Origin of the sequence: Streptomyces flaveolus (assembly GCF_000716535.1) — a bacterium.
GTDB lineage: Bacteria > Actinomycetota > Actinomycetes > Streptomycetales > Streptomycetaceae > Streptomyces > Streptomyces flaveolus_A.
The window spans coordinates 212,779-238,723 of sequence record NZ_JNWV01000016.1 but is presented as its reverse complement, the minus strand read 5'-3'; the positions used below and the strand labels follow the sequence as shown (position 1 = coordinate 238,723).

Here is a 25,945-nt window from a genome sequence, read left to right as displayed (position 1 = left end):
TGTCGCGCCCGCTGGATCAGCGGTCGTCCTCCGGATGCCGCTCCCCTGTCGCGTACGGGTTCTCCTGCCCCTCGGTGAGCACGCCCACGAACGGCTCGCCCTCCCCCGCGAAGGTGTACGCACCCGCCTCCAGGCGGTCGATGAGCCCCTGGGTCCAGGCCGCGTCGGAATCGGCCGTGTGGACCCAGAGGTTCATGATCTCCCCGATGTGGCCGAGCTGCTCCGGGCCGTCCTCGGGGACGTAGTGCTCGGTGACGGCGGTCCGCCACTGCCCGATCCGGCGGATGCGTTCCCGCAGCAGCTCCAGGGCCTCGGCACGGGGCAGCTCGACCAGGAAGCCGATCGCCGCGGACTGGATGTCCATCTTCTGGTCGTAGGCGACCAGGGACTCGCGCAGCAGCCGGAAGAACTCGTCCTCGCCCCGGTCCGTGATCTCGTACTCCACACGCGGCGGCCCGCCGGCCGTGGACGGCGCGCTCTCGTGCGCGTGCAGCAGCCCTTGCTTGGCCATCTGCTTCAGGGCGTGGTAGATCGAGCCCGGCTTTGCGTTGGACCACTCGTTTGCGCCCCAGTACTCCAGGTCGTTGCGGACCTGGTAGCCATGGGCCCGCCCGTGCTGGCGGACCGCGCCCAGCACGAGGAGACGGATCGCTGACATGGGGTCCAGGTTAGGACCCCGCGATCAGCCCCAGGAGCCGCCCCGCTCCAGGGCCACCAGCTCGAACGCGGTCTTCCCGTCCAGGGACTCGCGGATGATGTCGGCGTGGCCGGCGTGCCGGGCCGTCTCGCGGATGAGGTGCAGACACAGCCAGCGCAGCGACACCCGGCCCTCCGGCGGGAACCACGGGTCGGGCGGCAGCGGGAAGGTGTCGTCCAGGCTGGGCGCGGAGCGGATGAACTTCTCCGTCTCGGCGGCCACCTGCGCCCAGTACGCCAGCTGCGAGGCGACCGTCTCGTCACCGAGGAGCTGGAAGGTCTCGTGCCAGTTCGACTCGTCGCGCTTCACCGCCGGCGGCTCCTGCTTCGCCCGGGCGATCCAGCTGTGCTCCACCTCGGCGACATGCTTGAGCAGGCCGCCCAGGGACAACTCGCTGGCGCTGGGCCGGGTACGGGCCTGCTCCTCGGTCAGCCCGAGCAGCGCCCGCCGGATCCCTCCGCGCTGTTCCTCGATGAACGCGAGCAGTGCCCCGCGCTCGTCGCCCGTCGCCTCCGCCGGAACGTGCGTGACCATGGCGTGCCGCCTTTCGTCGGACCGGTTCGCCGGGGCCGTTCCCCCCGACACCGAAGACGCTACGGGCCATTGAGGTCAGATGCTGTCCTCAATGGCCCGGACGCGGAAAAGGCGCGCCGGAAAGTTCCGGCCGCGGGACGACAGGGGCGCGACTAGAACGGGAACGCGCTGCGCCCGTGCTGCACGGAGATCCACTTGACCGAGGTGAACGCCTCCAGCGTGGACTCACCGTTGAGACGGCCGAGGCCGGAGTGCTTCTCACCGCCGAAGGGCACGATCGGCTCGTCGTGGACCGTGCCGTCGTTCACGTGGAACATGCCGGTGTCGATCCGCTTGGCGAAGGCCACACCCCGCTCGATGTCGGCCGTGTGGACGGCGCCACTGAGACCGTACGGGGTGTCGTTGACGATCCTGACCGCCTCCTCCTCGCCGTCGAACGTGAGGAGGAAGACGACCGGGCCGAAGATCTCCTGCTGGAGCAGCGGGGAGCCGGCCGGGACGCCGGTCAGCACGGTCGGCTCGACCAGGTTGTTGGTCGTGGTGCCGCGCACCAGGGCGGTGGCGCCCTCGGCGAGCGCCTGCTCCACGGTGCCGGAGACGGCGCCCGCCTGCGCGGAGTTGATCACCGGGCCGATCACGGTCTCCGGGTCGCGGGGGTCGCCGACCTTGAGGGTGCGGACCTTGGCGACGAACTTCTCGGTGAACTCGTCGGCCACGGACGCGTCCACCAGGACCCGGTTGGCGGCCATGCAGACCTGGCCCTGGTGCACGAACCGGCTGAAGACCGCCGCGTCCACCGCGTAGTCGATGTCGGCGTCGTCCAGCACCACCAGCGCGCTGTTGCCGCCCAGTTCGAGGACCGCGCGCTTGAAGTGCTTGGCGCAGACGGTGGCGACGTGCCGGCCGACCTTGTCGGAACCGGTGAAGGAGATGACCTTCGGGACGGGGTGCTCGAGGAACGCGTCACCGATCTCGGCGATGTCGGTGACGACGACGTTGAGCAGGCCGCCGGGCAGCCCGGCCTCCTCGAAGATCTTCGCGAGCAGGGTGCCGCCGGCGATCGGGGTGTTCTGGTGCGGCTTGAGCACCACGGCGTTGCCGAGCGCGAGGGCCGGCGCGACCGACTTCAGCGACAGCAGGAACGGGAAGTTGAAGGGGCTGATGACGCCCACGACGCCGACCGGGACGCGGTAGACGCGGTTCTCCTTGCCCTCGCCCGGGGAGGGCAGGATCCGGCCCTCGGGGCGCAGGGCGAGGTGCACCGACTCGCGCAGGAACTCCTTGGCGAGGTGCAGCTCGAAGCCGGCCTTGACGCGCGTGCCGCCCAGCTCCGCGATGATCAGGTCGGCTATCTCCTGCTCGCGGTCCTCTATCAGCCTCAGGGCCCGCTCGAAGACAGCACGCCGGGCGTAGGGATTGGTCTCGGCCCACTTCTTCTGGGCGCGGGCGGCTGCCTGGTAGGCCTGGTCCACCTCGTCGACCGTGGCCACCGTGATCGAGGCCAGCTTCTCGTCGTCGTAGGGATTGAAGTCGATGACGTCCCACGAGCCGGTGCCCGGTCGCCACTCGCCGTCGATGTACTGCTGGGCCAGGTCGGTGAAGTAGGACGACATGTGATCCCTCAATCGCTAGCGGCCACAGATCTACGCCAGGTCTGATCGCACGTCATCCTACTTGTGGGTCAATGTAGTTGAGGATCGTCAGGAGAGTTGCAGCAGTCCGCGCAGGAGGTCGCGGCTCTCGTCCGGGCCGGGGCTGTCCTGCTGGAGCTCCTTCAGGGCCTGCTCGTACTGGGCGACGTCCTCGCGCTTGTCCAGGTAGAGGGCGCTGGTGAGCTGTTCCAGATAGACCACGTCGGACAGGTCGGACTCGGGGAAGCTGAGGATGGTGAAGGCGCCGCTCTCACCGGAGTGCCCACCGAAGCTGAACGGCATGACCTGGAGCCGTACGTTGGGCCGCTCGGAGATGTCGATCAGGTGCTGGAGCTGGCCGCGCATCACCTCGCGGTCCCCGTAGGGGCGGCGCAGGGCGGCCTCGTCCAGGACGATGTGGAACTCGGGGGCGTTGTCGGCGAGCAGGTACTTCTGCCGCTCCAGGCGCAGCGCGACCCGGCGTTCGACGTCGGCGACGCTCGCGCCCTTCATGCCGCGCCGGACCACCGCGCGGGCGTACTCCTCGGTCTGCAGCAGGCCGTGCACGAACTGCACCTCGTAGGCGCGGATCAGCGAGGCGGCGCCCTCCAGGCCCACATAGGTGGGGAACCAGCTGGGCAGGACGTCGGTGTAACTGTGCCACCAGCCCGCCACGTTGGCCTCCCGGGCGAGGGAGAGCAGCGACTCGCGCTCGGCCTCGTCCGTGATGCCGTACAGCGTGAGCAGGTCCTCGACGTCCCTCGTCTTGAAACTCACCCGGCCCAGCTCCATCCGGCTGATCTTCGACTCCGAGGCGCGGATCGAGTACCCCGCCGCCTCGCGCGTGATCCCCCGCGCTTCCCGCAGTCGCCTGAGTTGCGAGCCGAGCAGCATCCGCCGCACCACCGATCCGGGCTCTCCCGCGCTCACTTTCGCCAGCCTCCCCAACCGTCTTCAGGGGCCGAAGTCTGCCACTAAAACACTTCGAGCAGTACTTGCCCGGTTACAGAAACGGAAAGAGCCCACCCGTTTCCACCGGGCGCGGACCAGGGAGAGGTCCGGACCTCTGGCGGAAACATCGTGAAGATGGCAGAAAAAATGGCCAAGAAGCGGTACGGGCAGTGCCATTTCGGTCTCGTGCACGTGCATCTGCCCTTGCATCTGGTGTGCGCATCCGAAACCATGGTGCCGCGCCACCGCTGCATCGCAACGACCGCGAATTCCCGGGAGTGCCTCGCATGGGGACGAATGGATCGACCATGCTCAAGCCGTTACGGCAGGGCCTTCCGCCGCTGGATCCCGCGGCCGTGTCCGATGCCGCCTCCTGCGCACTGCCCGCCCGGTTCGAGGCGGTGCGCGAGGCCCGGCGCTTCACCCGGTGCACCCTGGAGCAGTGGGACGTCGGTGACCGCTTCGACGACATCTGCCTCGTCGTCTCCGAACTCGTCACCAACGCGCTGCGCCACGCGGTGCCGACCGCGCCGTGCCGGGGCGAGGAGCACCCGTCCGTGCGGCTGCACCTGATGCGCTGGACCGAGCGGCTGGTGTGCGCGGTGCGCGACCCGAGCCACGAGACCCCGGCACCGCGGGACTCGGACGACTTCTCGGCCGAGTCGGGCCGCGGGCTGTTCCTCGTCGACTCCTTCGCCGACAGCTGGGGCTGGCACCCGCTCGCGGGCACCCTCGACGGCAAGGTGGTCTGGGCGCTGTTCCGGCTGCACACGGCCAGCTGATCCACGGGGGCACCGGTGGACGCGCGGTATCTACGCGCGTCCACCGGTCCGTGCGGATCACTCCCGCCGACATCGTTGCCAGCGACGCGGAACGGACGGGGCTGCCGGCGTCAGCTCGCTATCAGGTGGTCGAACTCCCCGTCCTTGACGCCCAGGAGCATCGCTTCGATCTCCGCGCGCGTGTAGACGAGCGCCGGTCCGTCCGGGAAGCGCGAGTTGCGCACGGCGACCTCACCGCCCGGCAGCCGCGCGAACTCCACGCAGGATCCCTGCGAGTTGCTGTGCCTGCTCTTCTGCCAGGCCACTCCGTCCAGCTGCGTGGCAGCCATGCCGTTGTACACGTCGTACCCCCCGTACACGCCGTCAACGTCGCGGTCCACAGGTCGCTCCCCGAGTGGTGCACTGGCTGGTGAGGCCATAGATGCTGTAGTCAACTGACTCGGATCATAGCTCTGTTCACGTGCAGATGCATGAGCAAATGCACGTGCACGAGGAGTGGTGCCGCGGTTACAGTCTTGACGTCCGCTTTACCGAAGCTGTTCCAGCGTCTGCCCCAGAGCGGGCAGGACATGCCCCCTCCAGCCCCCGCCCATGATCTTCCGTGCCATGAGCTGAGCGGGGTCGTCCGGATCGAACCCCTCGTGCACTAGGAAGAGACGCGTACCGCGCCCCTCATGTTCCAGGGTCCACGTGATCGTCCAGTCGGCCGGGTTGGCCGGATCGGCATCCGTCCAGCGGAGGGACAGCATCCGCTCGGTGTCGTAGGCCAGTACCTCCACCTCTACGACGCCCGAGAAGCGGGTGTTGGGACGGGGGACGGAGGTCATCCGGTACCGGTGGCCGACCCGGAGCCGGAAGTCCTCGGCGCCGGGCATCTGCCAGCGGGCCAGCAGGTCGGGATCGGTCAGGGCGCGCCAGACCTTGGCGGGCGGGTGCGGGAAGAACTGATCGACGCGGATCGTGGTGAGGTCGTCCGCGTCAGGTCCGGGTGCTGCACTCATGACTGCTCATCGTCGGGCATGCGGTCGAGGAGATCGCCGAGACCCTTCAGCCGCTCGCGCCAGAACCGCTCGTACGGATGGAGCCAGTCCTGCACATCGGCGAGCGGAGCCGCTTCGAGGCGGTAGATGCGCTGCCGTCCGGAGCGCCGCTCCGAGACGAGGCCGGCCTCCCGGAGCACCTTGAGGTGTTCCGAGAGGCTCGGGCGGCGCATGTCGAAGTGGTCGGCCAGGGCCTGTACCGGCTGCGGCCCGCGCTCGCGCAGCAGCCGCAGCACCTCGCGGCGCGTGGCGTTGGCGAGCGCGGCGAAGACGCGGTCCTCGGCGGCGGTACCCGTCCCGTTCATCGAGCGGTCAGAAGCCTTCCTTCTCCGTCAGCAGCATCAGACCGTTGCCGTCGGGGTCGGTGAAGGAGGCCATCCGCCCCCAGGGGACGTCGTCCGGCCCCTGCACCCGGGCGCCGGCCGCGGCCAGCCGGGCGCAGTCGGCGTCGACATCGGTCGTGACCAACATGATCCCCCGCGCCGAACCGGGCTCGAAACCACCCATGCCGGGCCCGGAGAGCGTGAAGACGGTCTGGGCGCCCGCGGGGGCCACCTGGAGCCAGCGGCCCTGCGGCATGTCCCGGTCGGCGGTGACCTCGAAGCCGAGCACGTCGCGGTAGAAGCGCAGGGCGCGGTCCTGGTCGGCGACGGGGAGGGTGACGAAGGAGGCGTGCGTGATGTTCATGCCGCCGACAATAGGTAGGTAATTCCCTACTAGTCAATCGTAGGAAAGTTCCTACCTGTTCCGGGGGCCTCTCCGCCTCTCCGCTCAGCGTCCGGCATACGGCAGCAACGCCATGGCCGTGCCGGCGGCGGTGTGCAGCCCGGCCACGACGGCCAACGGCAGGCTCACGCGCCGCCCCGCTTCCCGTACCGGCGCTCGAAGCGCTCCACACGCCCGGCGGTGTCCAGCACGCGCGCGGTACCGGTGTAGAAGGGGTGGCTGACGTTCGAGATCTCGACATCGACCACGGGGTAGATGGCGCCGCCCTCCCACTCGATCGTCTTGCCGGTCTCCGTCCCGGCGAGCGTGGAGCGGGTGAGGAAGGCGTGGTTCGCGGCGCGGTCACGGAAGACGACCGGCCCGTACTCCGGGTGGATTCCCTTGCGCATCGCGGGGTCAGCGCTCCTCTCGGAAGTCGACGTGCCGGCCGGCGGCCGGGTCGTACTTGCGCAGCGTCATGCGGTCCGGATCGTTGCGGCGGTTCTTGCGCGTCACGTAGGTGTAGCCGGTCCCGGCGGTGGACCTCAGCTTGATCACCGGACGGAGTTCGTTGCGTGCCATGCTGCTATCTTACTGAAAATGAATTCCATTAACAGCTACGTCTGAGGAGAGCTACGTCACCGTGTCCGCGCACTGCATGCTCACCGGCGCCCGGCCGGGCTTCGGCAACCGCGTCTCCCACTCCCACCGGTGCACCTCCCGCCGCTTCGACCCGAACATCCAGACCAAGCGCTACTGGCTGCCCGGCGAGGGCCGCCACGTCCGGCTGCGGCTGAGCGCGCGGGCGGTCAGGACGGTGGACACGATCGGCGTCGAAGCGGCCGTCGCCCGCATCCGCGCCCGGGGAGTGAAGGTCTGATGGCGAAGAAGAGCAAGATCGCGAAGAACGAGCGGCGCAAGGAGACCGTCGCCCGGTACGCCGGGCGCCGCGCGGAGCTGAAGGAGGTCATCCGCCGGCCCTCCTCCCCCGAGGCCGAACGACTGGCCGCGTGGCGGGAACTGGGCCGGCAGCCACGGGACGCCAGCGCGACCCGCGTCCGCAACCGCGACCAGGCCGACGGCCGCCCACGCGGCTACCTGCGCGCCTTCGGACTGTCCCGGATCGGCCTGCGCGAGTGCGCCCACCGGGGATTCCTGCCCGGCGTCCGGAAGTCCTCCTGGTGACTGCTGGTAGCTTGCGCTGCGGGCCGTCCGGCGAGGGCGGCCGGCCGCTATCGCTGAGGGAGCTTCCGGTGACTACTGCGACTGCGAGGGTGCGGGCGACTGCGCGAGGGCGGGGCGCGGCCCTGACCGCGGGGCTGGCCGCGGGGCTGGTGGGCGTGCTGGCGCTCACGGCGTGCAGCGGCGGCGGTTCCGGGGACGGCACCTCGGCGTCGCCCTCGTCGGGCACGACCGCGGCCCCGTCGCCGAGCTCGGACTCCCCCGCCGGCGCCTCCGCCGAGCTCGAGGGCAGTTGGATCACCACCGCCGGCGGCAAGATCGTGGCCCTGGTGATCACCGGGAAGAAGGCCGGGATCTTCGCGACCGGCGGGGCCGTGTGCAGCGGGACGGCGGGCGCCGAGGACGGCATGCAGATGATCCGTCTGACCTGTGCCGGCGGAGACAAGGACCGCACCACCGGCATGGTCGACTCGGTGAACGGCACGACGCTGAAGGTGACCTGGTCGGGCAAGACCGGCCAGGAGACGTATACCAAGGCCGAGGGCGGGAAGCTGCCGTCGGGCCTGCCGACGGCGCTGGTGCAGCGGTGAGGACGTTCTTCCGAAGCCTTCAAAGCCTGCGGTGCCTTCAAGGCCTGCGGTGCCTTCAAAGCTTTCGGTACCTTTAAAGCCTTCAAAGCCTTCGGTGCCCTCCGAGCCGTTCAGACACCATCTGAAGTGGTGAATCGGGCCGGGGCGCGTGAACGCGCCCCGGGCGCAGGGGCCATGATGCGGGGGAGACCGTCACCACCTCGATGGGAACCTGCACATGCGCGCCATTCCGCTCACCGTCACCGCTCTCGCCGCCGCCCTGCTGCTGACCGCCTGCAACGACAGCGGCGGTGACAAGAACGGCAAGAGCGGCTCCGCCTGCGAGATCGGCGGGGTCTCGCTGCAGATCGGGGCGGCGAGCGTGGCCCCGGCCGCCGGGGACACCGGCGAGATCCCGGTCAGCATCACCAACCAGAGCACCCCGTGCACGCTGGACGACTTCCCCGACGTCGTGCTCAGCGGCGGCGGCTCCAAGGCCCGGGTGCCCGCGCTCAAGGGTGCGAAGGCCCAGAAGCTGAAGCTCGCCAAGGGCGACTCCGCGTCCTTCTCGATCAGCTATGTACGCGGCAAGGAGGGCGCCGAGAAAGCCCTGGCGGCGCAGACCGTGAAGATCACCCTGCCGGGTTCGGACACCAGCCGGACCTTCCCGTGGAAGTACGGCCCGGTCGCGGGCAAGGCCGACGGGAGCGGTCCGGACGCGTCCGTGAGCGCCTTCCAGCAGGTGGGTGACTGAGCGGGGCGAGGCGGGAGCGGGTCCGCGACGGGTCGGGGCGGCACCCTGACAGAGCGGGCCCTCGACCGGGCTGTCCGGCACCGCAGCGAGGTCGTCCACCGCGCAGGCGGTTGACCGACCGTCACCCCAGGCGTGGGCGGGCCCTGACCTGTGCGCGGTCCGCCGCGCGTGCGCCCTCCGTCCAGCCCGCCGCGTCGCTGACCCCCCGCAGCCGGGTCGTCGTGGTCTCCGGGAACATGCGCTCCAGCCGGCCGGTGACGGCTGTCTCGCGTGTGACGAGCACCGGCAGCAGGTCCTGGGTCACCTGCGTCTCGGCGGCGGCCGCGAGCCGGTCGCCCACGCGGTGCGCGTAGGCCGCGAGGAACGACTGTCGGAAGGTCTTGGTCCGCTTGCGCCCGCCGGCTCTCTGGGCGGCCTCCGCCTTCGTCATCGCGTGCGTGGCCTGCACCAGCAGCGAGGTGTAGAGCAGCTCGACCACCTCCAGGTCCGCCTCGAAGCCGACGACCGTGGAGAAGCCGAGTGGTTCGTTCCACACCGCGCGGCAGTGGTTCGCCGTGGCCACCGCGTCCAGCAGGACCGCTTTCGCCTGTTCGTACGGCGGCTCGACCCCGATGCGGCAGGCGCCGGGCGCGTCCGGCGCGGGCGCCTCGGCGGCGAGCAGCGCCTCGTCGACGCTGTGCCGGGCCATCAGCTCCTGCGCCTTGGCGCTGAGCGCCTCGGCCTCCTCCGGATAACCGGTGGCCTCGGCCTTGGCGAGCAGCGCGCGGATGCGGGTGAGCATGCGGGAGGCGGCCGGGCCGTGGGCGCGCCGGGGCTCCTCGTCCAGGGGCTCCAGGGTGGGCAGGCGCAACAGCAGGCGGTACAGCTCCAGGACCGCCGTGGCGTGCGAGAAGCGGTCGGCGGTGCGTTCGGGGCCGGCGGGCAGCGCCGCGAGCTGGTCGGCCCAGCGGCGCCCGCGCGGCCGGTCCCGCCCGGCCTGCGCCCGGATCAGCGCGGCGGCCAGGCGGACGTGCGCGTCGTCCAGCTCGCGCCGCACCAGCCGTACGACGTCGGCGGGCTGCCAGCCGCGCTGCCAGGCCCCCGCGACGAAGTCCTCGCCGCGCCGCGCGAGTTCGGCGTCGGCGCCCGGGTCGGCGGCGAGCAGGGAGGCACCCGTGTCGAGTCCGGTGTCGGTGTCGTCGTAGAGGGCGGCCCGGAAGGCCCGTTCGACGGTGCTGGCAGTGCTGGTCACGCTGTCGATCGTGCCACGCCCCGCTGACAGTGCGCGGTCGCTGTCCACAGGCTGTGGACAACGGGATGAAGTGGCGAGCGGGACCGCGGCCGACGGTCGGGGCGACGGGAGTCACCGACACGGGTGTCAACTATCGGTTGACAGTGCAGAGGTGGCAACCTACGGTTGACACCATGGCGACCAACCCGAACATCACGGCATCCGTGCGTCTCGACGACCTCATCGCGGCCATCAAGAAGGTCCACCCCGAGCCCCTCGACCAGCTCCAGGACGCGGTGATCGCCGCCGATCACCTCGGCGACGTGGCCGACCACCTGATCGGCCACTTCGTCGACCAGGCCCGCCGCTCGGGCGCGTCCTGGACCGACATCGGCCGGAGCATGGGCGTGACCCGGCAGGCGGCGCAGAAGCGGTTCGTGCCCAAGGAGTCCACCGACCTCGACCTCAGCCAGGGCTTCAGCCGCTACACCCCCCGCGCGCGGAACGTGGTCATGGCCGCGCACAACGAGGCCCTGGCCGCCCGGAACGCCGAGGGCCGCCCCGAGCACCTGCTCCTCGGGCTGCTGGCCGAGCCCGAGGGCCTGGCCGCGAAGGCGATCACCGCGCAGGGCGTCCCGCTGGACGCCGTACGCCAGGCCGCGACGGCCGCGCTCCCACCCGCGTCCGACGACGTCCCCGACCTCGTCCCCTACGGCCCCGAGGCCAAGAAGGTCCTGGAGCTCACCTTCCGCGAGGCACTCCGGCTGGGCCACAACTACATCGGCACCGAGCACATCCTGCTGGCCCTGCTGGAGCACGAGAACGGCCAGGGCGTCCTCAGCGGCCTCGGCATCACCAAAGCGGGTACCGAGGAGTACGTCGGCAAGGTGCTGTCGCTGCTCCTGGAACAGAAGAAGGAGGCGGCCGCGGCAGCCGAGTCGGCGACCGGAGCCCAGGAGGCCGGCCAGGACTGAAGAGGCAGAGTCCGCAGGTCGGGGCGATTGTCAGACCCCCCTGCCACACTCGCATACATGACCGACCGGTGGGCGCTCGCACCGGCCGAGGACGAAGGCGTGGACGTCGCCCCCCTCGGCCCGGACGGGCTGCCCGCCGGACCGGTGCGGCGGGAGAGGGATCTCGCCGCGGCGGTGCGGAGCCGCCCGGAGGTGACGCGCTGGGTGTGGCGGTCGACCCCCGAGGTCTACCCGCGACTGCTCGCCACGGGGGTGCGAGTGGAGCGGTGCTACGACATCGAGGACGCCGAAACCCTCCTGCTGGGCCACGAGGGGCGGTACGGCGAGCCGCGTTCGGCCGCCGCCGCCCTGGCCCGCCTCCGCGGCGGCCCCGTCCCTCCCGACCCTCCGCAGCGCGCGGCCGATCCGAACGCCCAGTCCCCGCTCTTCGAGCCCGTCGGCAGCCACCTGCCCCTGCCGGACCTGCTCGCGGTCTACGCCGACCAGTTGCGGCGGCACGAGCGGACCACCGACCCCGCCCGCATGTGGCTGCTGACCGCCGCCGAGTCGGCCGGGACGCTGATCGCCGCCGAGATGAACCACGCGGGTCTGCCCTGGAGCGCCGAGGTCCACCGCGAGCTGCTGCACGACCTGCTCGGCGAGCGGTACGCGGGCGGCGGCGAGCCGCGCCGCCTCGCCGAGCTGGCCGACGAGGTGTCCGCCGCCTTCGGCCGCCGGGTGCGGCCCGATCTGCCCGCCGATGTGATCAAGGCCTTCGCGCAGGCCGGGATCAAGGTGAAGTCCACCCGCCGCTGGGAGATCCAGTCCGTCGACCACCCGGCCGTGGAGCCCCTGCTGGAGTACAAGAAGCTGTACCGCATCTGGGTGGCCCACGGCTGGTCCTGGCTCCAGGACTGGGTGCGCGACGGCCGCTTCCGCCCCGAGTTCCTGGCCGGCGGCACGGTCACCGGACGCTGGGTGACCAACGGCGGCGGCGCGCTGCAGATCCCCAAGGTGATCCGCCGGGCGGTCGTCGCCGACCCCGGCTGGCGGCTGGTGGTGGCCGACGCCGACCAGATGGAGCCGCGCGTGCTGGCCGCGATCTCCCGCGACCCCGGCCTGATGGAGGTGGCCGGCCGCGAGAGCGACCTCTACCAGTCCGTCTCCGACCGCGCCTTCTCCGGCGACCGCAACCAGGCCAAGCTCGCCGTGCTCGGCGCGATCTACGGCCAGACCTCCGGCGACGGCCTGAAGAACCTCGCCGCGCTCCGCCGCCGCTTCCCCAAGGCCGTCGCCTACGTCGACGAGGCGGCCCGCGCGGGCGAGGAGGGCCGGTTGGTGCGCACCTGGCTGGGCCGCACCTGCCCGCCGGCCGTCCGGGCGGGCGAGGACGCGGCCGAGGAGGCGGGCATCCCGGTCGGCGAGGAGGAACCGGAGGGCCAGACCGGCTGGGGCCCCGGATACGCGTCGACCAACTCCCGCGCGAGGGGCCGCTTCGCGCGGAACTTCGTCGTGCAGGGCAGCGCCGCAGACTGGGCGCTGCTGCTGCTCGCCGCGCTGCGCCGGGCCTGCGCGGAACTGAAGGCCGAGCTGGTCTTCTTCCAGCACGACGAGGTGATCGTGCACTGCCCCGCCGAGGAGGCCGACGCCGTCGTCCAGGCCATCCGCGAGTCCGCCGCCCTCGCGGGCCGGCTGACCTTCGGCGACACCCCGGTGCGGTTCCCGTTCACGACGGCGGTGGTGGAGTGCTACGCCGACGCCAAGTAGCGCCTGTCACCAAGTGGCACGGCGGTGGCACGGCGGGTGGCACAGCGGATCGCACGGTGGTTCATGAGGCGGCCGAGCCGTCGCTCAACAGCTCCCGCAGCTCCACCAGGACCGCCTGCTCGTCCGTGCCGTCCAGCGCCTCGTGGGCCGCGCGCCAGGCGTCGTACGCCTCCGTCCGCCGCCCCCGCTCGCGCAGCAGGAACCCGTGCTGGTGCAGGGCCAGTCCGCCCATGTAGCGGTCGGCGCGGGCGTCGGCCCGGCGCAGCAGTTCGGCGCACTCGTCCGCCGCCCGCTCGATGTGCCCCAGCCGCCGCAGCGCGCGGACCAGGCCAAGCCGGGTCTGCGACTCGCCGTGCCAGTCGCCGTGACCGCCGAGAATGCGCAGACTCTCCTCGAAGTGCCGGGCGGCGGCCGCCGGTTCGCCGAGGGTGAGATGCGCGTAGCCGATGTTGCAGTGCGCCGAGTGCTGCACGATGACGGCGCCGATCTCGTCCCCGATGGCCAGCGAACGCCGGTGCTGCTCGATGGCGGCGCGCGGGTCGGTGTGCTCGTAGAGGTTCCCCAGGTGGCTGCGGGTGACGGCCTCGCCGTAGGGGTCGTTCAGCAGCCGCGAGTAGGCAAGGCTCTGCCGCAGCGCCTCCCCCGACTCCGCGAACCGCCCCAGCCCCTCCAGCAGCAGCCCGCGGTTGTTCAGGCAGCGCCGGATCCGGGTGGCCGTGCCCAGCCGCCCCCAGATCTCCAGGGCCTGGTCGGTGAGGACGAGCGCGTCGTTCTGCCGCCCGGTCAGGAAGTGCAGGCCCGCCAGGTCGCCCAGCGCGTACGCCTCGGCCGCCGGGTCTCCCAGCCGCCGCGCGGCACCGAGCGCGGCCCGCCCCAGCACCTCCATCTCGGCCACCCGGCCGCTGCGCTGCGCATAGGGGAAGAGCAGCCGTACGAGCGCCGAGAGGTGGGCGGCCGTGCGCGGATCGTCGGTGCCGGCGTTGCGTGCCACCAGCGTGACGACGTTCTCCAGCTCCAGCTCACCCCAGGCGAAGGCCTCCTCGGCCGACTCGAAGGGCGCCAGGGCCGCCACGTCCGCCGCGTGCCCCGCCGGCTGCGCGGAGGTCGGCCGCCGCCGGTCGTCCTGATCGAGCCCGGGCTCCACGATCGCCGTCAACACCCGCTCGGCCATGGCGGCGTACCAGCGGAGGGCGGTGAGGTCGGGGGTGGGGGCGTTTTCGGGGGCGGGAGTGCGGTCGGCGCCGGCGGGAGTGCGGTCGGCGCCGGCGGGGGTGGCGGTCTCGGCGGTGCCGGACGCGTCTGTGCCTGGGGTGCCTGGGTTGCCGGGAGTAGTTGGTGCACCTGGGGTACCGGGGGCGGCGCTGCGGGGGGTGCTCGAGGAGGACCCGTCCCCGGCCGCCGGCACGGGAGCCCCGTCGAGGCCGTCCGTCCCTGCCGTGCCGGCGGTCGGGGACACGGCGGGACGCGGGGCGGCGTCGGCCAGTTCGCGGGCGAAGTCTCGGACCAGGTCATGAGGCGCGTAGCGGCCGTACGCCGTCTCCTCCAGGAGGGCGACGTCGACCAGGCGGTCCAGGGCGGCCTCGGCGCGGCGCTCGTCCGTGCCGGTGAGGCGCGCGATCAGCGGTGCGCCATAGGCGGGCAGGTCGAGCGCGCCGATGTGACGCAGGGCGAGGGCCGCGTCCCGGTCGGCCTCGCGCTCGGCGGCGGCGAGCGCGTCGTGGGCGACGGCCAGGGAGCGGCGGACGCTCAGGTCGTCGTACTCCAGGTGACGCAACCGCCCGCCGGTCTCGGCGAGTTGGCCGGCCAGTACGTCCGGGGTCAGGGCGCGGCGGGCCGCGAGCCGGGCGGCGACCACGCGCAGGGCCAGCGGGAGCCGGCCGGTCAGCTCGACCAGCGCGTGGCCGGCGTCCAGCCCCGCGCGCCCGCTCACCGCACGCAGCAGGGCCGCGCTGTCCTCGCCGGTCAGCGGGGAGAGCGGAAAGCGACGGGCACCGTCGAGCGCGGTGAGCGGCGAGCGGCTGGTGACGATCACCGCGCAGCCGGGCCCGGCCGGCAGCAGGGGCCGTACCTGGGCGGCGTTCGCCGCGTCGTCCAGCACCAGCAGGATGCGCGCGGGCGCGAGCAGTGAGCGGAGCAACGCGGCGGCCGCATCCGGGTGTTCCGGGATGTTCCGGGGCTCCGCGCCGAGGTCGCGCAGCAGCGCGGCGAGCGCCTGAGTGGCAGTGAGCGGGGTCATGCCGGGGGTGGCGCCGTGCAGGTTGACGTAGAGCTGACCGTCGGTGAAACGTTCCCTCAACTCATGGGCCACGTGCAGGGCCAGCGCGCTCTTGCCGACGCCGGCCATACCGCTGATCACCGCGACGGCAGGGGCCGGAGCGGGCGGCTCGGTCAGCGCGCGGTGCAGCTCGCGGCACACATCGGCACGGCCGGTGAAGTGGGCGGGCGGGGCGGGGAGCTGGGCCGGACGGGGGGTCTGCCGTACGGCGGGTCCGTCGCCATCGCGTGAGGACGTGGGGGGCGTGGAGGGGGTGGGGGGCGCGGAAGGCGCGGAGGGTGGTGCGGGGGACGCTTGGGGCGCCGTGGACGCCGTCGACGCGGGACCACCGCTGGGGGTGCCGGGTCCGGTACCCGCGCCGCTGCGGGTGCCGGCACGAGTGCGATCGCCGGCGCCGTCCCTGCCACCGCCGCTGGTGCCGGTGCCGGTGCCGGTGCCGGTGGCCAAGTCGCCCTCTCGGCCCTCCTGCCCGCCCTGCCCGGCCGGCCGTGAGGAGTCGCCGTAGCCCGAGCTCCGTCGCCGCTCCTCACCGCTTCCCCGCAGCACCTCGACATGCGCCTCGCGGACCGCAGGGCCGGGCTCGATGCCGAGTTCCTCGACCAGGCGAGCACGCAGATCTCGGTGGACGGCGAGGGCCTCGGCCTGGCGGCCGGTGCGGTGCAGGGCGAGCATCAGCTGACGGTGGTACGCCTCGCGCAGCGGGTGTTCGGCGACCAGGGCCGTCAGCTCGGGGACGAGCGCGGCCAAGCGGGCGCCGCCGAGGGCGAGTTCGGCGTCGTAGCGCAGCTCCAACAGGAGCAGCCGCGCCTCAGTCAGGCGCTGCACGAGGGCGTAGCCGCCGATGTCGGCGGGGAGTCCGCTGAGCGGCGTGCCGCGCCACAGCACGAGCGCGGCAGCGCAGGCGCGTACGACGTCCGGCCAGTCGCGCCGGGCGTGCGCGGCGCGCGCCTCGGCGACCTGGGCGTCGAAGACGTGCACGTCCAGCTCGCCGTGGTCGACCCGCAGCACATAGCCCGGCGGTACGGCCCTGAGCCGCTCGGGGTCGTCCAGGAGCCGGCGCAGCCGGGTGACGTGGTTGTGCAGGGAGGCCTGCGCGGAGACGGGCGGCGCGCCACCCCACAACGCGTCCTTCAGCGCCTCGACCGACACGACCCGGCCGGGTTCCAGCAGCAGCGTGGCGAGCAGGGCGCGGACCTTGGGGCTGCCGATGGCTCGGACGCCGTTGTCGGAAGCGTCGTGGCCGGCCTTCTCGGCGGGGCGGTGGGGGGCGGGGGGACCAGAGGTTCCGTGCGCGGGACCAGAGGATTCGGACGCGGGACCGGGGGCTCCGGGCGCGTGACCGGGGGCTTCGGGAGACATGCCGGAGGCTTCGGGAGAGAGGCCGGAGGCTTCGGCAGGGATGCCGGAGGCTTCCTGCGATGTGGCGTGAAAGCTGTCGTACGAGATCCCGTACTGCGGTCGGTCATAGAGGACCGGCGGTCCCAGCAGTCCGAAGCGCAGCTCGCACCGCCGCATCACGCCGCTCCACTGCCTTCCCGCGCGGTCGGGCCCGACCGCGCTCCGCAGCGGGTGTGTACCCGCCGTTGCCTGGCGGAATTCCGCCCTGTCCACAGCGGTTTCCCGCCACCTTCCTCCCGTCGGCCGATCGCCGACCGACCACCGGCCCTCCGCCGGTACGGCATCCGAATCCGCCCGTCGGAAGGGGCAGTTCCCGCTGCCTCCGAACGACTTCCGGCCAACCGCTCCGCGGTCCGCTGACGAACCGTTGGCCACATGTTAGCGATCCGTTGGCGAATCCTGATGTGATCATTGCATCGGATTCGGCCCGACGGCGCGCGCGTAGCACGCGTAACTCGGGGGAGTGTCGCCGCAGGCTGGATCCGGGGACGACAAGGGCCCCGGTCGGCGGAGGTGAACGACCGGGGCCCCGTCCCGCTTCTCTTCCCGGGCTTCCCAGGATCCCTGGGCTTCCTGCGCTTCCTTGGCTTCCTTGGCTCAGATCACCGGCGGGCGCCCCAGCCGGGTCAGCCGCCACACCGTCCGCCAGCGCATCGGCCGCCGCTCACCGGCCGGCGCCCGCAGCCCTTCCGCGAACCCGCCGAACCAGGCCTTGAGCCCCGCCGGGGAACGGGTGCGGGCGAGGGTGAGGAGCGTCCACACCCCGAGGTGCACCGGGACGAGCGACAGCGGCAGCCGGCGCCGGACGAGCCAGACGCGGTTGCGGGCGTTGACCCGGTAGTAGATGGCGTGCCGGGCCGGTGAGGTCTTGGGGTGCTGGAGGAGCAGTTCGGGGGCGTACAGGATCTTCCAGCCGGCGTCGGCGGCCCGCCAGGCCAGGTCGGTCTCCTCGTGCGCGAAGAAGAACTCGGCGGGCCAGTCGCCGGTCTCGGCCAGCATCGCCATGCGCAGGGCGTGTCCGCCGCCGAGGAACCCGGTGACGTAGCCGCCGCGCAGCGGATCGGACGGGCCGATCCTCGGCACATGCCGCTGCTGGGTCTCGCCCCGCTCGTCGGCGATGCGGAAGCCGACGATGCCGAGGCGGGGGTCGGCGGCGTAGAGGTCGCGCACCCGGCGCAGCACGTCGGGCTCGACGAGCAGCCCGTCGTCGTCCAGTTCCACGACGACGTCGACGTCCCCGAACTCCCGCAGCCGGGCGAGGGCGACGTTCCGGCCGCCCGGGCAGCCGAGGTTCTCCTCGACGTCGATGGTGGTGACCTCGCCGGGCAGGGACAGGCGCCGGGCGAACTCGGGCAGTCGGCAGCCGTTGCCGACGATCACGATGCGGGCGGGGGCGAGGTCCTGCTTGGCCACGGACTCCAGCAGGGCGTCGACCTCGGCGGGCCGGTTGCCCATGGTCACCACGGCGACGGCGATCCTCGGCTCCACCACGTCCCTCACCCCATCCGGCCGACAGCGGCACCGCACCCCGACCACGCGCTGCCCGCCGTTCACCAGGATGTTGCCTCAGATCCGCGGGTTCACCGGACGCCGCTTCACTTTGCCGCGTCTTTGATCCGGTTTTGTCGGCGCGTTCCCCGCCGCGCCCCTTCTGCCGACGCAATGAAGCCGACTCGTTGACATCGACTCGTTGACGCCTACTCGTTGGGCGGGTGGCCGGCGCGACGGCCGCGGAGGCGCCCTCGACGATCCCGCACAGAGAGCCGCACTCGCAGGACATCTGGGCGCCGTCGACCGACCCGCCGTCGACCCCTCCAAAACCGCAGCACTCCGCGACCGGATCGGCACCAAACCCACGCAGCTCCGCTCTACCTGCGCCTTCCCTGACAACGCCCCGGAGGGTGCCTCATGGAGCAGCTCCCCGCACACCGCCCGCCGACCGTCGTCCAACTCCCGGACGGCTGCCACGTCTACGCCGCCCCCGCCTTGCCCGCGCAGCAGCCCGCCGGGACGCAGGTGGTGCACATCCAGCAGGCGTCGCCGGAGCGCACGGTGCAGCGTGTCGCGCTGCGCTCCGGGGTCGGTGCCGGTGCGGTCGCGGCCGGCGTCTACCTCGGCCCGCTGCTCGTCCGCGTGCTGACCGCCAGCGCCGCGAGCCTCATGATGCTCACCTTCCTGGCCGCGGTCATGTCCTCGGGCGTGGTCGCCGCCGTGCGCTCCGTGGGCGGCAGCCACGGCAAGGCGGCCGCCAAGCGCCTGCGCCGCGGGTGCTGAGGTTCGGCAGCGCCGGCGCAGCGTCAGCGGCGCTTACGGATCTCCTGGTACCGCCGCTCAACGTCCGCCATGAACCAGTCGGGCACGCGGGCGGTGGTCCGCAAGTGCTGGCGCTCATCAGGGGAAAGTGTCTGCGCGGAGGCGTCTACGGCGATCGAGTAGTCGGTCATCTCGTCCGACAGCCGCTCGCGTCGAATGTCGCCGCCGATCTCGGCACCCACGGACCGGCGGCTGGCGAGCAGCAGGCTCACGGCGACGCCGTCGCGTACGCTGAATGACAAAACCCCAGGTCAGACAATTCCTGACCTGGGGTTTCCAGTGGAGCCGCTTTCGGGATTCGAACCCGAGACCTACGCATTACGAGTGCGTTGCTCTGGCCATCTGAGCTAAAGCGGCGTGCTGCCGACACCATGGTGCGATCGGCAACGTCGGTAAGTCTACACAGTTTCCGGGGGTGCTTCGTACCCACCCCGGAGGGGGTGGTTCCGGGGTGGGTGACAAGGGCTATGAGCAGCGCTTTCCTGGGGTCGGCGGGGTGCCGCGGAGGAGGTAGGTGTCGATCTCTGTGTCGATGCAGGTGCTGCCCCGGCCGTACGCCGTGTGGCCGTCGCCGTCGTAGGTCAGCAGGCGGGCCGAGGAGAGCTGGCCGGCGAGGGACCGCGCCCAGCGGTACGGGGTCGCCGGGTCGCGGACCGTGCCGACCACCACGATCGGCGCCGCCCCCTTCGCCTCGATGCGGTGCGGCTCGCCCGTCGCCCGCACCGGCCAGTACGCGCAGTTCAGCGAGGCCCAGGCCAGGCCCGGGCCGAAGACCGGGGACGCCTTCTCGAACTCGGGCAGCGCCTTCTCGACGTCCTCGGGACCGGAGAAGGCCGGCGGCAGGTCCAGGCAGTTCACGGCGGCGTTGGCCATCATCAGATTGCTGTAGTGGCCGTTCGCGTCCCGCTCGTAGTAGCTATCGGCGAGGGACAGCAGGCCGGCGCCGTCGTTCTCCCTCATCGCCGAGGTCAGCGCCTCACGCAGTTGCTCCCAGGACCCCTCGTCGTACATCGACGCAATCACCCCGGTCGTGGCCAGCGACTCCCCCAGCTTGCGGCCGTCCGCGTCGCCCGCCGGGATGGGGTGGGCGTCGAGCTTGCGGAAGAACGCCTGCAGGTTCGCGCCGACCCGCGCGGGCGTCGTGCCCTTCCCGCCGAGCGGGCAGTCGGAGTGCCGTACGCAGTCCTTCGCGAACGCCTGGAACGCCGTCTCGAAGCCCGCCGTCTGGTCCAGGTTCAGCCTGCGGGCGTCCACCGTCGGGTCCATCGCGCCGTCCAGGACCATCCGGCCGACCCGCCGGGGGAACAGTCCGGCGTACGTCGCCCCGAGGAAGGTGCCGTACGACGCCCCGACGTAGTTCAGCTTCCGGTCCCCGAGCACGGCCCGCAGCAGGTCCATGTCCCGTGCCGCCTCGACGGTGGAGACGTGCCGCAGCAGCCGCGCCGAGCGGGCCCCGCAGCTCTCCGCGAACTTCCGGTCCGCGGCGACCAGCGCGTCCCGTTCCCGCTGGTCGTCGGGGGTCAGGTCCGTCTGCGTGTACGCGTCCATCTGGCGCCCGTCGAGGCATTCGACGGGCTCGCTGCGGGCGACGCCCCGCGGATCCACCGCGACCATGTCGTAGCGGGCCCGGATCTGAGCCGGGTAGCCGATGCCCGCGTACTGCTGGAGGTACCCGACCGCCGAACCGCCCGGTCCACCCGGGTTGACCAGCAGCGAGCCGAGCGGCTTGCCCTTGCCGGTGGCCTTCTTGCGGGCGACGGCGAGCCGGACGGTGCCCGCGTCGGGCCTGGCGTAGTCCAACGGGGCCTTCATCGTCGCGCACTGGAACCCGGGCACACCGCAGTCGCGCCAGCTCAGCCGTTGGTCGTAGTACGGCGTCAGCGCCGCCGGCGTCGAATGCGGCAGCGCGGCCAGCGCCGCCTCCACCGGCCCGCCCGCGGACGACGTGGTCGAGCTCCCGGAGGAACAGGCGGACACGAGCAGCGCGGCGGTCGTGAGGAGGGTGGCCGTGAGGCGGGCCGTCGTCCGGGCGCGGGTGCCCCGGGTCCGGCGGGTGCGGGGAGATGGCCTGGTGTACATCCGGCGAGCCTAACCGTGTGCGACGGGAAGTGTGCGGTGCGTGGGATTTGTGGCTCGTACGAGGGACATGGTGGCCTCCTCTCTCTCCTCAGCCAGTCGCTCTGACCTGCCGAGCCTTGCTGAGTCAGTGGCCCTGACCGGCCGAGCCTTGCCCGGTCAGTCGCCGTGAAGGGCTGAGCGCTTCACCCAGCGCGCAGCGCCATCGTCATCGCCTCCACCGCCAGCAGCGGAGCCACGTTGCGGTCCAGGGCCTCGCGGCACGCGGCGATCGCCTCGATGCGGCGCAGGGTGGACTCCGGAGTGCTGGCCCGGGCCAGCCGCTCCAGGGCGTCCTCCGCGTCGGCGTTGGCGAGCGCCACGCGCGTACCGAGCTGCAGGGCGAGGACATCGCGGTAAAAGGCGGTGAGGTCACCGAGGGCGACGTCCAGGCTGTCGCGCTGCGTACGGGTTCTGCGGCGCTTCTGCATGTCCTCCAGATCCTTCATCACCCCCGCCGTACCGCGCGGCATCCGACCGCCCTGGGTCGCGCCCAGCGCCGCCTTCAGCTCCTCGGCCTCCTTGCCGTCCATCTCCTCTGCGAGCTGCTTGGCGTCCTCGGCAGCCGCGTCGACCAGCTCCTGAGCGGCTCTCAGGCAGGCCCCGACCTCGTCCAGCCGCAGCGGGAGCTTCAGCACGGTGGCCCGGCGCTCGCGGGCCGCCGGATCGGTGGCCAGGCGGCGGGCCCGGTCGACATGCCCCTGGGTGGCGCGGGCGACGGACGCGGCGACCTCGGGCTCGATGCCGTCGCGCCGCATGAGCGTGTCGGCGACCGCCTCGACGGACGGCGTGCGCAGGTTCAGGTGGCGGCAGCGGGAGCGGATGGTCGGCAGGACGTCCTCGATGGAGGGGGCGCACAGCAGCCAGACCGTGCGCGGGGCGGGCTCCTCCACTGCCTTGAGGACCGCGTTGGCGGACTTCTCGTTCAGCCGCTCGGCGTCCTCGACCAGGATGATCTGCCAGCGGCCGTTCGCCGGGGAGGTGAACGACTTGCGGACGGTGTCCCGCATGTCCTTGACCAGGATCTCGGAGCCGACCGCGGCGACCGTCGTGACGTCCGCGTGGGTGCCGAGCAGCGCGGTGTGGCAGCCGTCGCAGAAGCCGCAGCCGGGGGCGCCGCCGAGCGCGCGGTCGGGGCTCACGCACTGCAGGGCGGCGGCGAAGGCCCTGGCCGCCTGGTTCCGGCCCGCGCCGGGCGGCCCGGTGAAGAGCCAGGCGTGGGTCATCTTCGACGTCTCCGGCAGCGGCTGGTCCGCCGCGGCGGCCGTGACGAGGGCGTCGGCGTCCCGCGCGGCGGCATCGAGCACCGCGCTCACCTTCTCCTGCCCGACGAGGTCGTCCCACACGGTCATGGGTCACGCCGCCCTTCCGTCACACTCCGCGTTCCGGGATCCATTGTGCGGGTGGGCACTGACAACGGGTCGGACGGAGGTCGCGGAGGCGGTGGATCCGATGGATCCGGTTGACTACGGCTGTCCGGTGGTAGGGGTACGCCTCCCCAGTTGAGGAAGTACGTCTGACACGACGCCCCGCCTGTGGTCCACGGCGCCCGCGGTCGGCGGCCGATTGACACCGACAGCCCGGCCTGTCACGGAGGCTACGGCTGGCGCGATACCCGCCGCAGCCGTCGCCGACGCCCGGAGGCGCCGCCCCGCCGATGTCCCGGGCGCCGGCCCTCACCAGCACCAGCGTCCGGAGACCGACCCGGCTGCCGCCGGCGTAGCTCAGCCGCGGCGCCCCCGGCCCCGTCCCTTGCGGCCCTGTTCCTCGCCGTCGCCCTGGTCGCCGTACTCCCCCTCGTCGTACGAACCCAGCAGTTCGTCGGCCAGCGTGGGCAGGTCGTCCAGCGGGGTCTCCTCGGCCCAGTCGGGGCGCGGGCGCCGCCGCGGGGTGCCGTCGGCGTCGATCTGGGGCAGCTCGCGCGTGCGCGGCTCGGAGCCGTCGGGGCCAGCGGCGCGCGGCTCGTCCCGGAAGAAGCCGGGCGGCACCCGGTCCGCCGGGTCTGCGTCCCGTACGGGCGGCAGCACCGCCGTCTCGTCCGCCGCACCCGGCGGCACCCGCGGCAGCTCGGCCGTCTCGTCGGCGGGCACCTGCGGCAGCACCGCCGTCTCGTCCGCCGCGCCCGGCGGCACCTGCGGCAGCACCGCGGTCTCGTCGGCCGGACCGGTGACAATCGGCAGCTGCGGCAGCTCGGCGGTCACCTCGGAGTCGGGGTGGGCCCGCCGGGCGTCGTCGGCGGCACGCTCCTCGCGCACCGGACGCAACACGGTCGTCTCGTCGTCCGTGCCCCGCGTGTCCGTCCCGCGCGCGGCCGCTTCCGGCGACACCACCGGCGTCGGGACCGTGGCCACGTCGGGGACCACGCCCGGGGCCGGCGGCAGCGAGGTGCTGGGCCTGCGGGCCGCCGCGTCGGCCGCCGCAGCGGCCTCGGCGGCCTGCCGGCGGGCCTCCTCCGCGCGCAGCAGCGCCTCCTCGGCCTTGCGCTGGGCCTCCAGGCGCCGGGCCTCCTCCTCGGCACGCAGCCGGGCCTGCCGGGCCTCTTCCTCGGCGCGCCGGCGGGCCTCCTCCTCGGCCTGCTTGCGGCGCCGCTCCTCCTCGGCCCTGCGGCGGGCCTCCTCCTCCGCGCGCGCCTTCTCCTCGGCGAGCAGCCGCTGCCGCTCCTCCTCGGCGCGCCGGCGGGCCTCCTCGGCCCGTTGCCGGGCCTCCTCCGCCTGCCGTTCGGCCTCGCGCCGCTGCGCCTCCTCCAGCTCGCGCCGCTTGCGCTCCTCCTCCTCGGCGCGCAACTTGGCCAGCTGCTCCTGGCGCTCGCGCTCCAGGCGTTCCTCCTCGGCCTTGCGGGCGGCCTCTTCCTCGGCCTTGCGGCGGGCTTCCTCCTCGGCCTTCCTGCGTGCCTCCTCCTGGGCCTTGATCTCGGCCTCGGACAGCGGCAGCACGACGTCCAGCCGGTGCCGGATCACGGTGGTGACGGCCTCGGGCTCCTGTCCGGCGTCCACGACCAGGTAGCGCCCGGGGTCGGAGGCGGCCAGCGTGAGGAAACCGGCCCGCACGCGCGCGTGGAACTCCGCGGGCTCCGACTCCAGCCGGTCCGGTGCCTCGGTGAACCGCTCGCGGGCGGTCTCCGGGGAGACGTCCAGCAGGACGGTCAGGTGCGGGACGAGACCGTTGGTGGCCCAGCGGTTGATGCGGGCGATCTCGGTCGGGGACAGGTCGCGGCCGGCGCCCTGGTAGGCGACGGAGGAGTCGATGTAGCGGTCGGTGATGACCACCGCGCCGCGCTCCAGGGCGGGGCGTACGACGGTGTCGACGTGCTCGGCGCGGTCGGCGGCGTACAGCAGCGCTTCCGCGCGGTGGGACAGGCCCGCCGAGGAGACGTCCAGGAGGATCGAGCGCAGCCGCTTGCCCACCGGGGTGGCGCCGGGCTCGCGGGTGAGCACGACCTCGTGGCCCTTGGCGCGGATCCACTCGGCGAGCGCCTCGGCCTGCGTGGACTTGCCGGCGCCGTCGCCGCCCTCCAGGGCGATGAAGAAGCCGTTGGCCGCCGGTGCGGTGACCGGGTCGTCGCCGCCCAGCAGGGCGTCCTTGAGGTCCTGCCGCAGCGGCACGCCGGAGCGGTCGTCGACCTTGGCGAGCACCAGCGCGGCCACCGGCAGCAGCAGGGCGCCGACCAGCATCAGCGTGAAGGCGGCGCCGCCGTGCGCGAAGACGAACTTGCCGTTCTCCAGCCGGTGCGGGCCGATCAGGGCCGCGACCAGGGGCGCGATCAGGGCGCCGAGCGCTATGAAGACGCGGACCATCGCGTGCAGGTGTTCGGTGGTCCGCCCCCGGCGGGAGTCCTCGGTCTCCTGGTCGAGCAGGGTGTGCCCGGTGTTGGCGGCCACGCCCGCGCCGACGCCGGCCAGCGTGACGATCAGCAGGACCGTGGTGACGTCCGGGACCAGCCCGGCGGCCAGCAGCGCGATGCCGGTGACGGCGATGGCCAGGGCCAGCAGACGCCGGCGGGAGAGCGAGGGCAGCAGCGCGGGGGCGGTGCGGATACCGACGGCGACACCGCCGGTCAGGCCCAGCACCAGCAGGCCGTACAGCACGGGGCCGCCGCCCAGGTCCTTGGCGTGCAGCACGCACACCGCGACGGCCGCCGCGATGGCGCCGGCGACTCCGGCGCAGGCCGGGACGAGCAGCGGGATGGCGCCCGTACGGCCCTTGTCGACTCCGGTGCCGGTGCGCGGGCGGCGCAGGCCCTCCAGCGGGGACCGCGCGCGCGGGGTGTGCGTGTCGGGCAGCTCCAGATAGGTCAGCACGGACAGCGAGGCGGCGAACAGGCCCGCCGCCACGTACGACCCGAGGGCCGCCTGGTGCTGGTCGAACCAGGCCACGCCAGCGCCCAGCAGGTTGTTCAGCAGGGCGGCGACGACCAGGGCGGCGGCGGCCAGCGGGACCGCCAGGAAGGTCGTCCGCAGCGACAGGCGGCGCAGGGCGTCCAGGTGATCCGGCAGCGGTCGTACCGTCGCACCCTCCGGGGGCGGGGCCGGCAACAGGGCGGGAGCGGCGCTCTCCCGGCAGACGGTCCACAGCCGCTCGGCGACGCCGGTGACGAAGGCGGTGACCAGCAGGACGGCGAGTGCGTTGTCCGGCGTCCAGTCGATCCACAAGGGTGCGACGATCAGCAGCGCCGCGCGCAGGCCGTCGGCGCCGACCATGGTCCAGCGGCGGTCGAGCGGGCCCTCCTGGGCGGTGAGCGAGGTCAGCGGGCCGAGGAGCACGGCGCCGAAGAGCAGCGCGGCGAGGATGCGCGCGGCGAAGACCGTCGCCACTGCGAACGCCACGCCTCGGTAGCCGCCCCCGAAGGCCCCCTCGGCGATCGCCGACTGGAGGACCAGGAGGACCAGGACGAGGAGGGACAGGGTGTCGCCGACACCGCTCACGAGCTGCGCGCTCCACAGGCGCCTCAGCTGCGGTCGGCGCAGCAGGGAACGGACGGCGCGCTCGCGGGAGTCCGCGACCAGGGCGTCGTCCGGTGCTGTGGTGTGGGCCGTTGGCTGATCGGCTCGCGTCATGCGTTCAGCCTATCC

General features: G+C 72.7%; 25 protein-coding genes and 1 tRNA gene. 8 read left to right on the top strand and 18 right to left on the bottom strand.

Annotated elements, in window-relative coordinates; genetic code table 11:
- Positions 1 to 16: 16 nt before the first annotated feature.
- The 4 genes from OO52_RS18770 to OO52_RS18755 form a co-directional block, all read right to left on the bottom strand.
- The gene (locus tag OO52_RS18770) at positions 17 to 658 is read right to left on the bottom strand and encodes a PadR family transcriptional regulator (RefSeq protein ID WP_030651405.1); all 642 of its coding nucleotides are present in this window, start codon (positions 656 to 658) and stop codon (positions 17 to 19) included.
- Between the two features lie 24 nt (positions 659 to 682).
- Positions 683 to 1,231: a DinB family protein gene (locus OO52_RS18765; protein ID WP_030651402.1), complete on the bottom strand. Its 549-nt coding sequence runs from the start codon at positions 1,229 to 1,231 to the stop codon at positions 683 to 685.
- Between the two features lie 152 nt (positions 1,232 to 1,383).
- On the bottom strand, positions 1,384 to 2,844 hold the full coding sequence (locus tag OO52_RS18760; protein WP_030651400.1) for an aldehyde dehydrogenase family protein: 1,461 nt from the start codon (positions 2,842 to 2,844) through the stop codon (positions 1,384 to 1,386).
- An 87-nt stretch (positions 2,845 to 2,931) separates the two neighbouring features.
- Positions 2,932 to 3,756 carry a helix-turn-helix domain-containing protein gene (locus OO52_RS18755; RefSeq protein WP_048910257.1) on the bottom strand — a complete coding sequence of 275 codons (825 nt, stop codon included), beginning with the start codon at positions 3,754 to 3,756 and terminating at the stop codon, positions 2,932 to 2,934.
- 365 nt (positions 3,757 to 4,121) lie between these two features.
- Here OO52_RS18755 and OO52_RS18750 point away from each other — a divergent pair, with 365 nt between their 5' ends.
- Entirely contained in the window at positions 4,122 to 4,595 is a 474-nt protein-coding gene (locus OO52_RS18750; RefSeq protein WP_030651392.1) for an ATP-binding protein, read from the top strand.
- Positions 4,596 to 4,705: 110 nt separating this feature from the next.
- Here OO52_RS18750 and OO52_RS18745 read toward each other — a convergent pair whose 3' ends face one another.
- From OO52_RS18745 to rpmG, 6 genes are all read right to left on the bottom strand, one after another.
- Positions 4,706 to 4,975, bottom strand: coding sequence for a DUF397 domain-containing protein (locus tag OO52_RS18745; RefSeq protein ID WP_030651389.1), 270 nt, complete (start codon positions 4,973 to 4,975; stop codon positions 4,706 to 4,708).
- 147 nt (positions 4,976 to 5,122) lie between these two features.
- Entirely contained in the window at positions 5,123 to 5,596 is a 474-nt protein-coding gene (locus tag OO52_RS18740; RefSeq protein ID WP_030651385.1) for an SRPBCC family protein, read from the bottom strand.
- Positions 5,593 to 5,940, bottom strand: a complete 348-nt coding sequence (locus tag OO52_RS18735) for an ArsR/SmtB family transcription factor (RefSeq protein ID WP_030651382.1) — start codon at positions 5,938 to 5,940, stop codon at positions 5,593 to 5,595. The genes OO52_RS18740 and OO52_RS18735 overlap by 4 nt, the downstream gene beginning before the upstream one ends.
- Before the next feature lie 7 nt (positions 5,941 to 5,947).
- Positions 5,948 to 6,322, bottom strand: a complete 375-nt coding sequence (locus tag OO52_RS18730) for a VOC family protein (protein WP_030651379.1) — start codon at positions 6,320 to 6,322, stop codon at positions 5,948 to 5,950.
- A gap of 164 nt (positions 6,323 to 6,486) precedes the next feature.
- Positions 6,487 to 6,750, bottom strand: a complete 264-nt coding sequence (locus OO52_RS18725; RefSeq protein WP_030651376.1) for a type B 50S ribosomal protein L31 — start codon at positions 6,748 to 6,750, stop codon at positions 6,487 to 6,489.
- A 7-nt stretch (positions 6,751 to 6,757) separates the two neighbouring features.
- On the bottom strand, positions 6,758 to 6,922 hold the full coding sequence (gene rpmG, locus OO52_RS18720; RefSeq protein ID WP_030651373.1) for a 50S ribosomal protein L33: 165 nt from the start codon (positions 6,920 to 6,922) through the stop codon (positions 6,758 to 6,760).
- 61 nt (positions 6,923 to 6,983) lie between these two features.
- Here rpmG and rpmB point away from each other — a divergent pair, with 61 nt between their 5' ends.
- From rpmB to OO52_RS18700, 4 genes are all read left to right on the top strand, one after another.
- Positions 6,984 to 7,220, top strand: a complete 237-nt coding sequence (gene rpmB, locus OO52_RS18715) for a 50S ribosomal protein L28 (protein WP_030651370.1) — start codon at positions 6,984 to 6,986, stop codon at positions 7,218 to 7,220.
- The gene (rpsN, locus tag OO52_RS18710; RefSeq protein ID WP_030651366.1) at positions 7,220 to 7,525 is read left to right on the top strand and encodes a 30S ribosomal protein S14; all 306 of its coding nucleotides are present in this window, start codon (positions 7,220 to 7,222) and stop codon (positions 7,523 to 7,525) included. Before rpmB ends, rpsN begins: the two co-directional genes overlap by 1 nt.
- Positions 7,526 to 7,593: 68 nt before the next feature.
- A complete protein-coding gene (locus tag OO52_RS18705) occupies positions 7,594 to 8,112 on the top strand; it encodes a hypothetical protein (RefSeq protein ID WP_420711405.1) in 519 nt (172 codons plus the stop codon).
- A 217-nt stretch (positions 8,113 to 8,329) separates the two neighbouring features.
- Positions 8,330 to 8,845, top strand: a complete 516-nt coding sequence (locus OO52_RS18700) for a DUF4232 domain-containing protein (RefSeq protein WP_030651359.1) — start codon at positions 8,330 to 8,332, stop codon at positions 8,843 to 8,845.
- Between the two features lie 121 nt (positions 8,846 to 8,966).
- Here the strand turns inward: OO52_RS18700 and OO52_RS18695 are convergent, their stop codons facing one another.
- Positions 8,967 to 10,076 (bottom strand): DUF2786 domain-containing protein, encoded by a 1,110-nt coding sequence (locus OO52_RS18695; RefSeq protein WP_030651356.1) that lies wholly within the window; start codon positions 10,074 to 10,076, stop codon positions 8,967 to 8,969.
- Positions 10,077 to 10,249: 173 nt separating this feature from the next.
- Here OO52_RS18695 and OO52_RS18690 point away from each other — a divergent pair, with 173 nt between their 5' ends.
- Together OO52_RS18690 and OO52_RS18685 are read left to right on the top strand one after the other, a co-directional pair.
- Positions 10,250 to 11,029 (top strand): Clp protease N-terminal domain-containing protein, encoded by a 780-nt coding sequence (locus OO52_RS18690; RefSeq protein WP_030651354.1) that lies wholly within the window; start codon positions 10,250 to 10,252, stop codon positions 11,027 to 11,029.
- Between the two features lie 57 nt (positions 11,030 to 11,086).
- Complete coding sequence (locus OO52_RS18685; protein WP_030651352.1) at positions 11,087 to 12,775, top strand: bifunctional 3'-5' exonuclease/DNA polymerase; 1,689 nt, start codon at positions 11,087 to 11,089, stop codon at positions 12,773 to 12,775.
- A 61-nt stretch (positions 12,776 to 12,836) separates the two neighbouring features.
- On the opposite strand, the gene OO52_RS18680 is transcribed toward OO52_RS18685, so the two are convergent.
- Positions 12,837 to 16,565 (bottom strand): AfsR/SARP family transcriptional regulator, encoded by a 3,729-nt coding sequence (locus tag OO52_RS18680; protein WP_030651350.1) that lies wholly within the window; start codon positions 16,563 to 16,565, stop codon positions 12,837 to 12,839.
- A gap of 480 nt (positions 16,566 to 17,045) precedes the next feature.
- On the bottom strand, positions 17,046 to 17,939 hold the full coding sequence (locus OO52_RS18675) for a glycosyltransferase family 2 protein (protein WP_030651349.1): 894 nt from the start codon (positions 17,937 to 17,939) through the stop codon (positions 17,046 to 17,048).
- Between the two features lie 417 nt (positions 17,940 to 18,356).
- Between OO52_RS18675 and OO52_RS18670 the strand changes: the two genes are divergently transcribed.
- Positions 18,357 to 18,722: a DUF6251 family protein gene (locus OO52_RS18670; protein ID WP_030651348.1), complete on the top strand. Its 366-nt coding sequence runs from the start codon at positions 18,357 to 18,359 to the stop codon at positions 18,720 to 18,722.
- A gap of 23 nt (positions 18,723 to 18,745) precedes the next feature.
- Here the strand turns inward: OO52_RS18670 and OO52_RS18665 are convergent, their stop codons facing one another.
- From OO52_RS18665 to tmk, 5 genes are all read right to left on the bottom strand, one after another.
- The gene (locus OO52_RS18665) at positions 18,746 to 18,973 is read right to left on the bottom strand and encodes a hypothetical protein (protein ID WP_158712517.1); all 228 of its coding nucleotides are present in this window, start codon (positions 18,971 to 18,973) and stop codon (positions 18,746 to 18,748) included.
- Positions 18,974 to 19,041: 68 nt separating this feature from the next.
- Positions 19,042 to 19,118: transfer RNA gene (locus tag OO52_RS18660), tRNA-Thr, on the bottom strand.
- Positions 19,119 to 19,226: 108 nt separating this feature from the next.
- The gene (locus OO52_RS18655; protein WP_030651345.1) at positions 19,227 to 20,840 is read right to left on the bottom strand and encodes an alpha/beta hydrolase; all 1,614 of its coding nucleotides are present in this window, start codon (positions 20,838 to 20,840) and stop codon (positions 19,227 to 19,229) included.
- Positions 20,841 to 21,022: 182 nt separating this feature from the next.
- Positions 21,023 to 22,228, bottom strand: coding sequence for a DNA polymerase III subunit delta' (locus OO52_RS18650; protein ID WP_030651343.1), 1,206 nt, complete (start codon positions 22,226 to 22,228; stop codon positions 21,023 to 21,025).
- 372 nt (positions 22,229 to 22,600) lie between these two features.
- Positions 22,601 to 25,930 carry a dTMP kinase gene (gene tmk / locus OO52_RS18645; protein WP_030651341.1) on the bottom strand — a complete coding sequence of 1,110 codons (3,330 nt, stop codon included), beginning with the start codon at positions 25,928 to 25,930 and terminating at the stop codon, positions 22,601 to 22,603.
- Positions 25,931 to 25,945 lie beyond the last annotated feature (15 nt).

Excerpts from the sequence above, each read along its gene's own strand:
- OO52_RS18730 (WP_030651379.1), bottom strand. The coding sequence starts at position 6,322 with ATGAACATCACGCACGCCTCCTTCGTCACCCTCCCCGTCGCCGACCAG.
- OO52_RS18765 (WP_030651402.1), bottom strand. The coding sequence starts at position 1,231 with ATGGTCACGCACGTTCCGGCGGAGGCGACGGGCGACGAGCGCGGGGCA.
- OO52_RS18750 (WP_030651392.1), top strand. The coding sequence starts at position 4,122 with ATGCTCAAGCCGTTACGGCAGGGCCTTCCGCCGCTGGATCCCGCGGCC.
- OO52_RS18690 (WP_030651354.1), top strand. The coding sequence starts at position 10,250 with ATGGCGACCAACCCGAACATCACGGCATCCGTGCGTCTCGACGACCTC.
- OO52_RS18755 (WP_048910257.1), bottom strand. The coding sequence starts at position 3,756 with ATGCTGCTCGGCTCGCAACTCAGGCGACTGCGGGAAGCGCGGGGGATC.
- OO52_RS18725 (WP_030651376.1), bottom strand. The coding sequence starts at position 6,750 with ATGCGCAAGGGAATCCACCCGGAGTACGGGCCGGTCGTCTTCCGTGAC.
- OO52_RS18740 (WP_030651385.1), bottom strand. The coding sequence starts at position 5,596 with ATGAGTGCAGCACCCGGACCTGACGCGGACGACCTCACCACGATCCGC.
- OO52_RS18685 (WP_030651352.1), top strand. The coding sequence starts at position 11,087 with ATGACCGACCGGTGGGCGCTCGCACCGGCCGAGGACGAAGGCGTGGAC.
- OO52_RS18770 (WP_030651405.1), bottom strand. The coding sequence starts at position 658 with ATGTCAGCGATCCGTCTCCTCGTGCTGGGCGCGGTCCGCCAGCACGGG.
- rpsN (WP_030651366.1), top strand. The coding sequence starts at position 7,220 with ATGGCGAAGAAGAGCAAGATCGCGAAGAACGAGCGGCGCAAGGAGACC.
- OO52_RS18760 (WP_030651400.1), bottom strand. The coding sequence starts at position 2,844 with ATGTCGTCCTACTTCACCGACCTGGCCCAGCAGTACATCGACGGCGAG.
- OO52_RS18650 (WP_030651343.1), bottom strand. The coding sequence starts at position 22,228 with ATGACCGTGTGGGACGACCTCGTCGGGCAGGAGAAGGTGAGCGCGGTG.
- tmk (WP_030651341.1), bottom strand. The coding sequence starts at position 25,930 with ATGACGCGAGCCGATCAGCCAACGGCCCACACCACAGCACCGGACGAC.
- OO52_RS18735 (WP_030651382.1), bottom strand. The coding sequence starts at position 5,940 with ATGAACGGGACGGGTACCGCCGCCGAGGACCGCGTCTTCGCCGCGCTC.
- rpmG (WP_030651373.1), bottom strand. The coding sequence starts at position 6,922 with ATGGCACGCAACGAACTCCGTCCGGTGATCAAGCTGAGGTCCACCGCC.
- OO52_RS18655 (WP_030651345.1), bottom strand. The coding sequence starts at position 20,840 with ATGTACACCAGGCCATCTCCCCGCACCCGCCGGACCCGGGGCACCCGC.
- OO52_RS18670 (WP_030651348.1), top strand. The coding sequence starts at position 18,357 with ATGGAGCAGCTCCCCGCACACCGCCCGCCGACCGTCGTCCAACTCCCG.
- OO52_RS18680 (WP_030651350.1), bottom strand. The coding sequence starts at position 16,565 with ATGCGGCGGTGCGAGCTGCGCTTCGGACTGCTGGGACCGCCGGTCCTC.
- OO52_RS18700 (WP_030651359.1), top strand. The coding sequence starts at position 8,330 with ATGCGCGCCATTCCGCTCACCGTCACCGCTCTCGCCGCCGCCCTGCTG.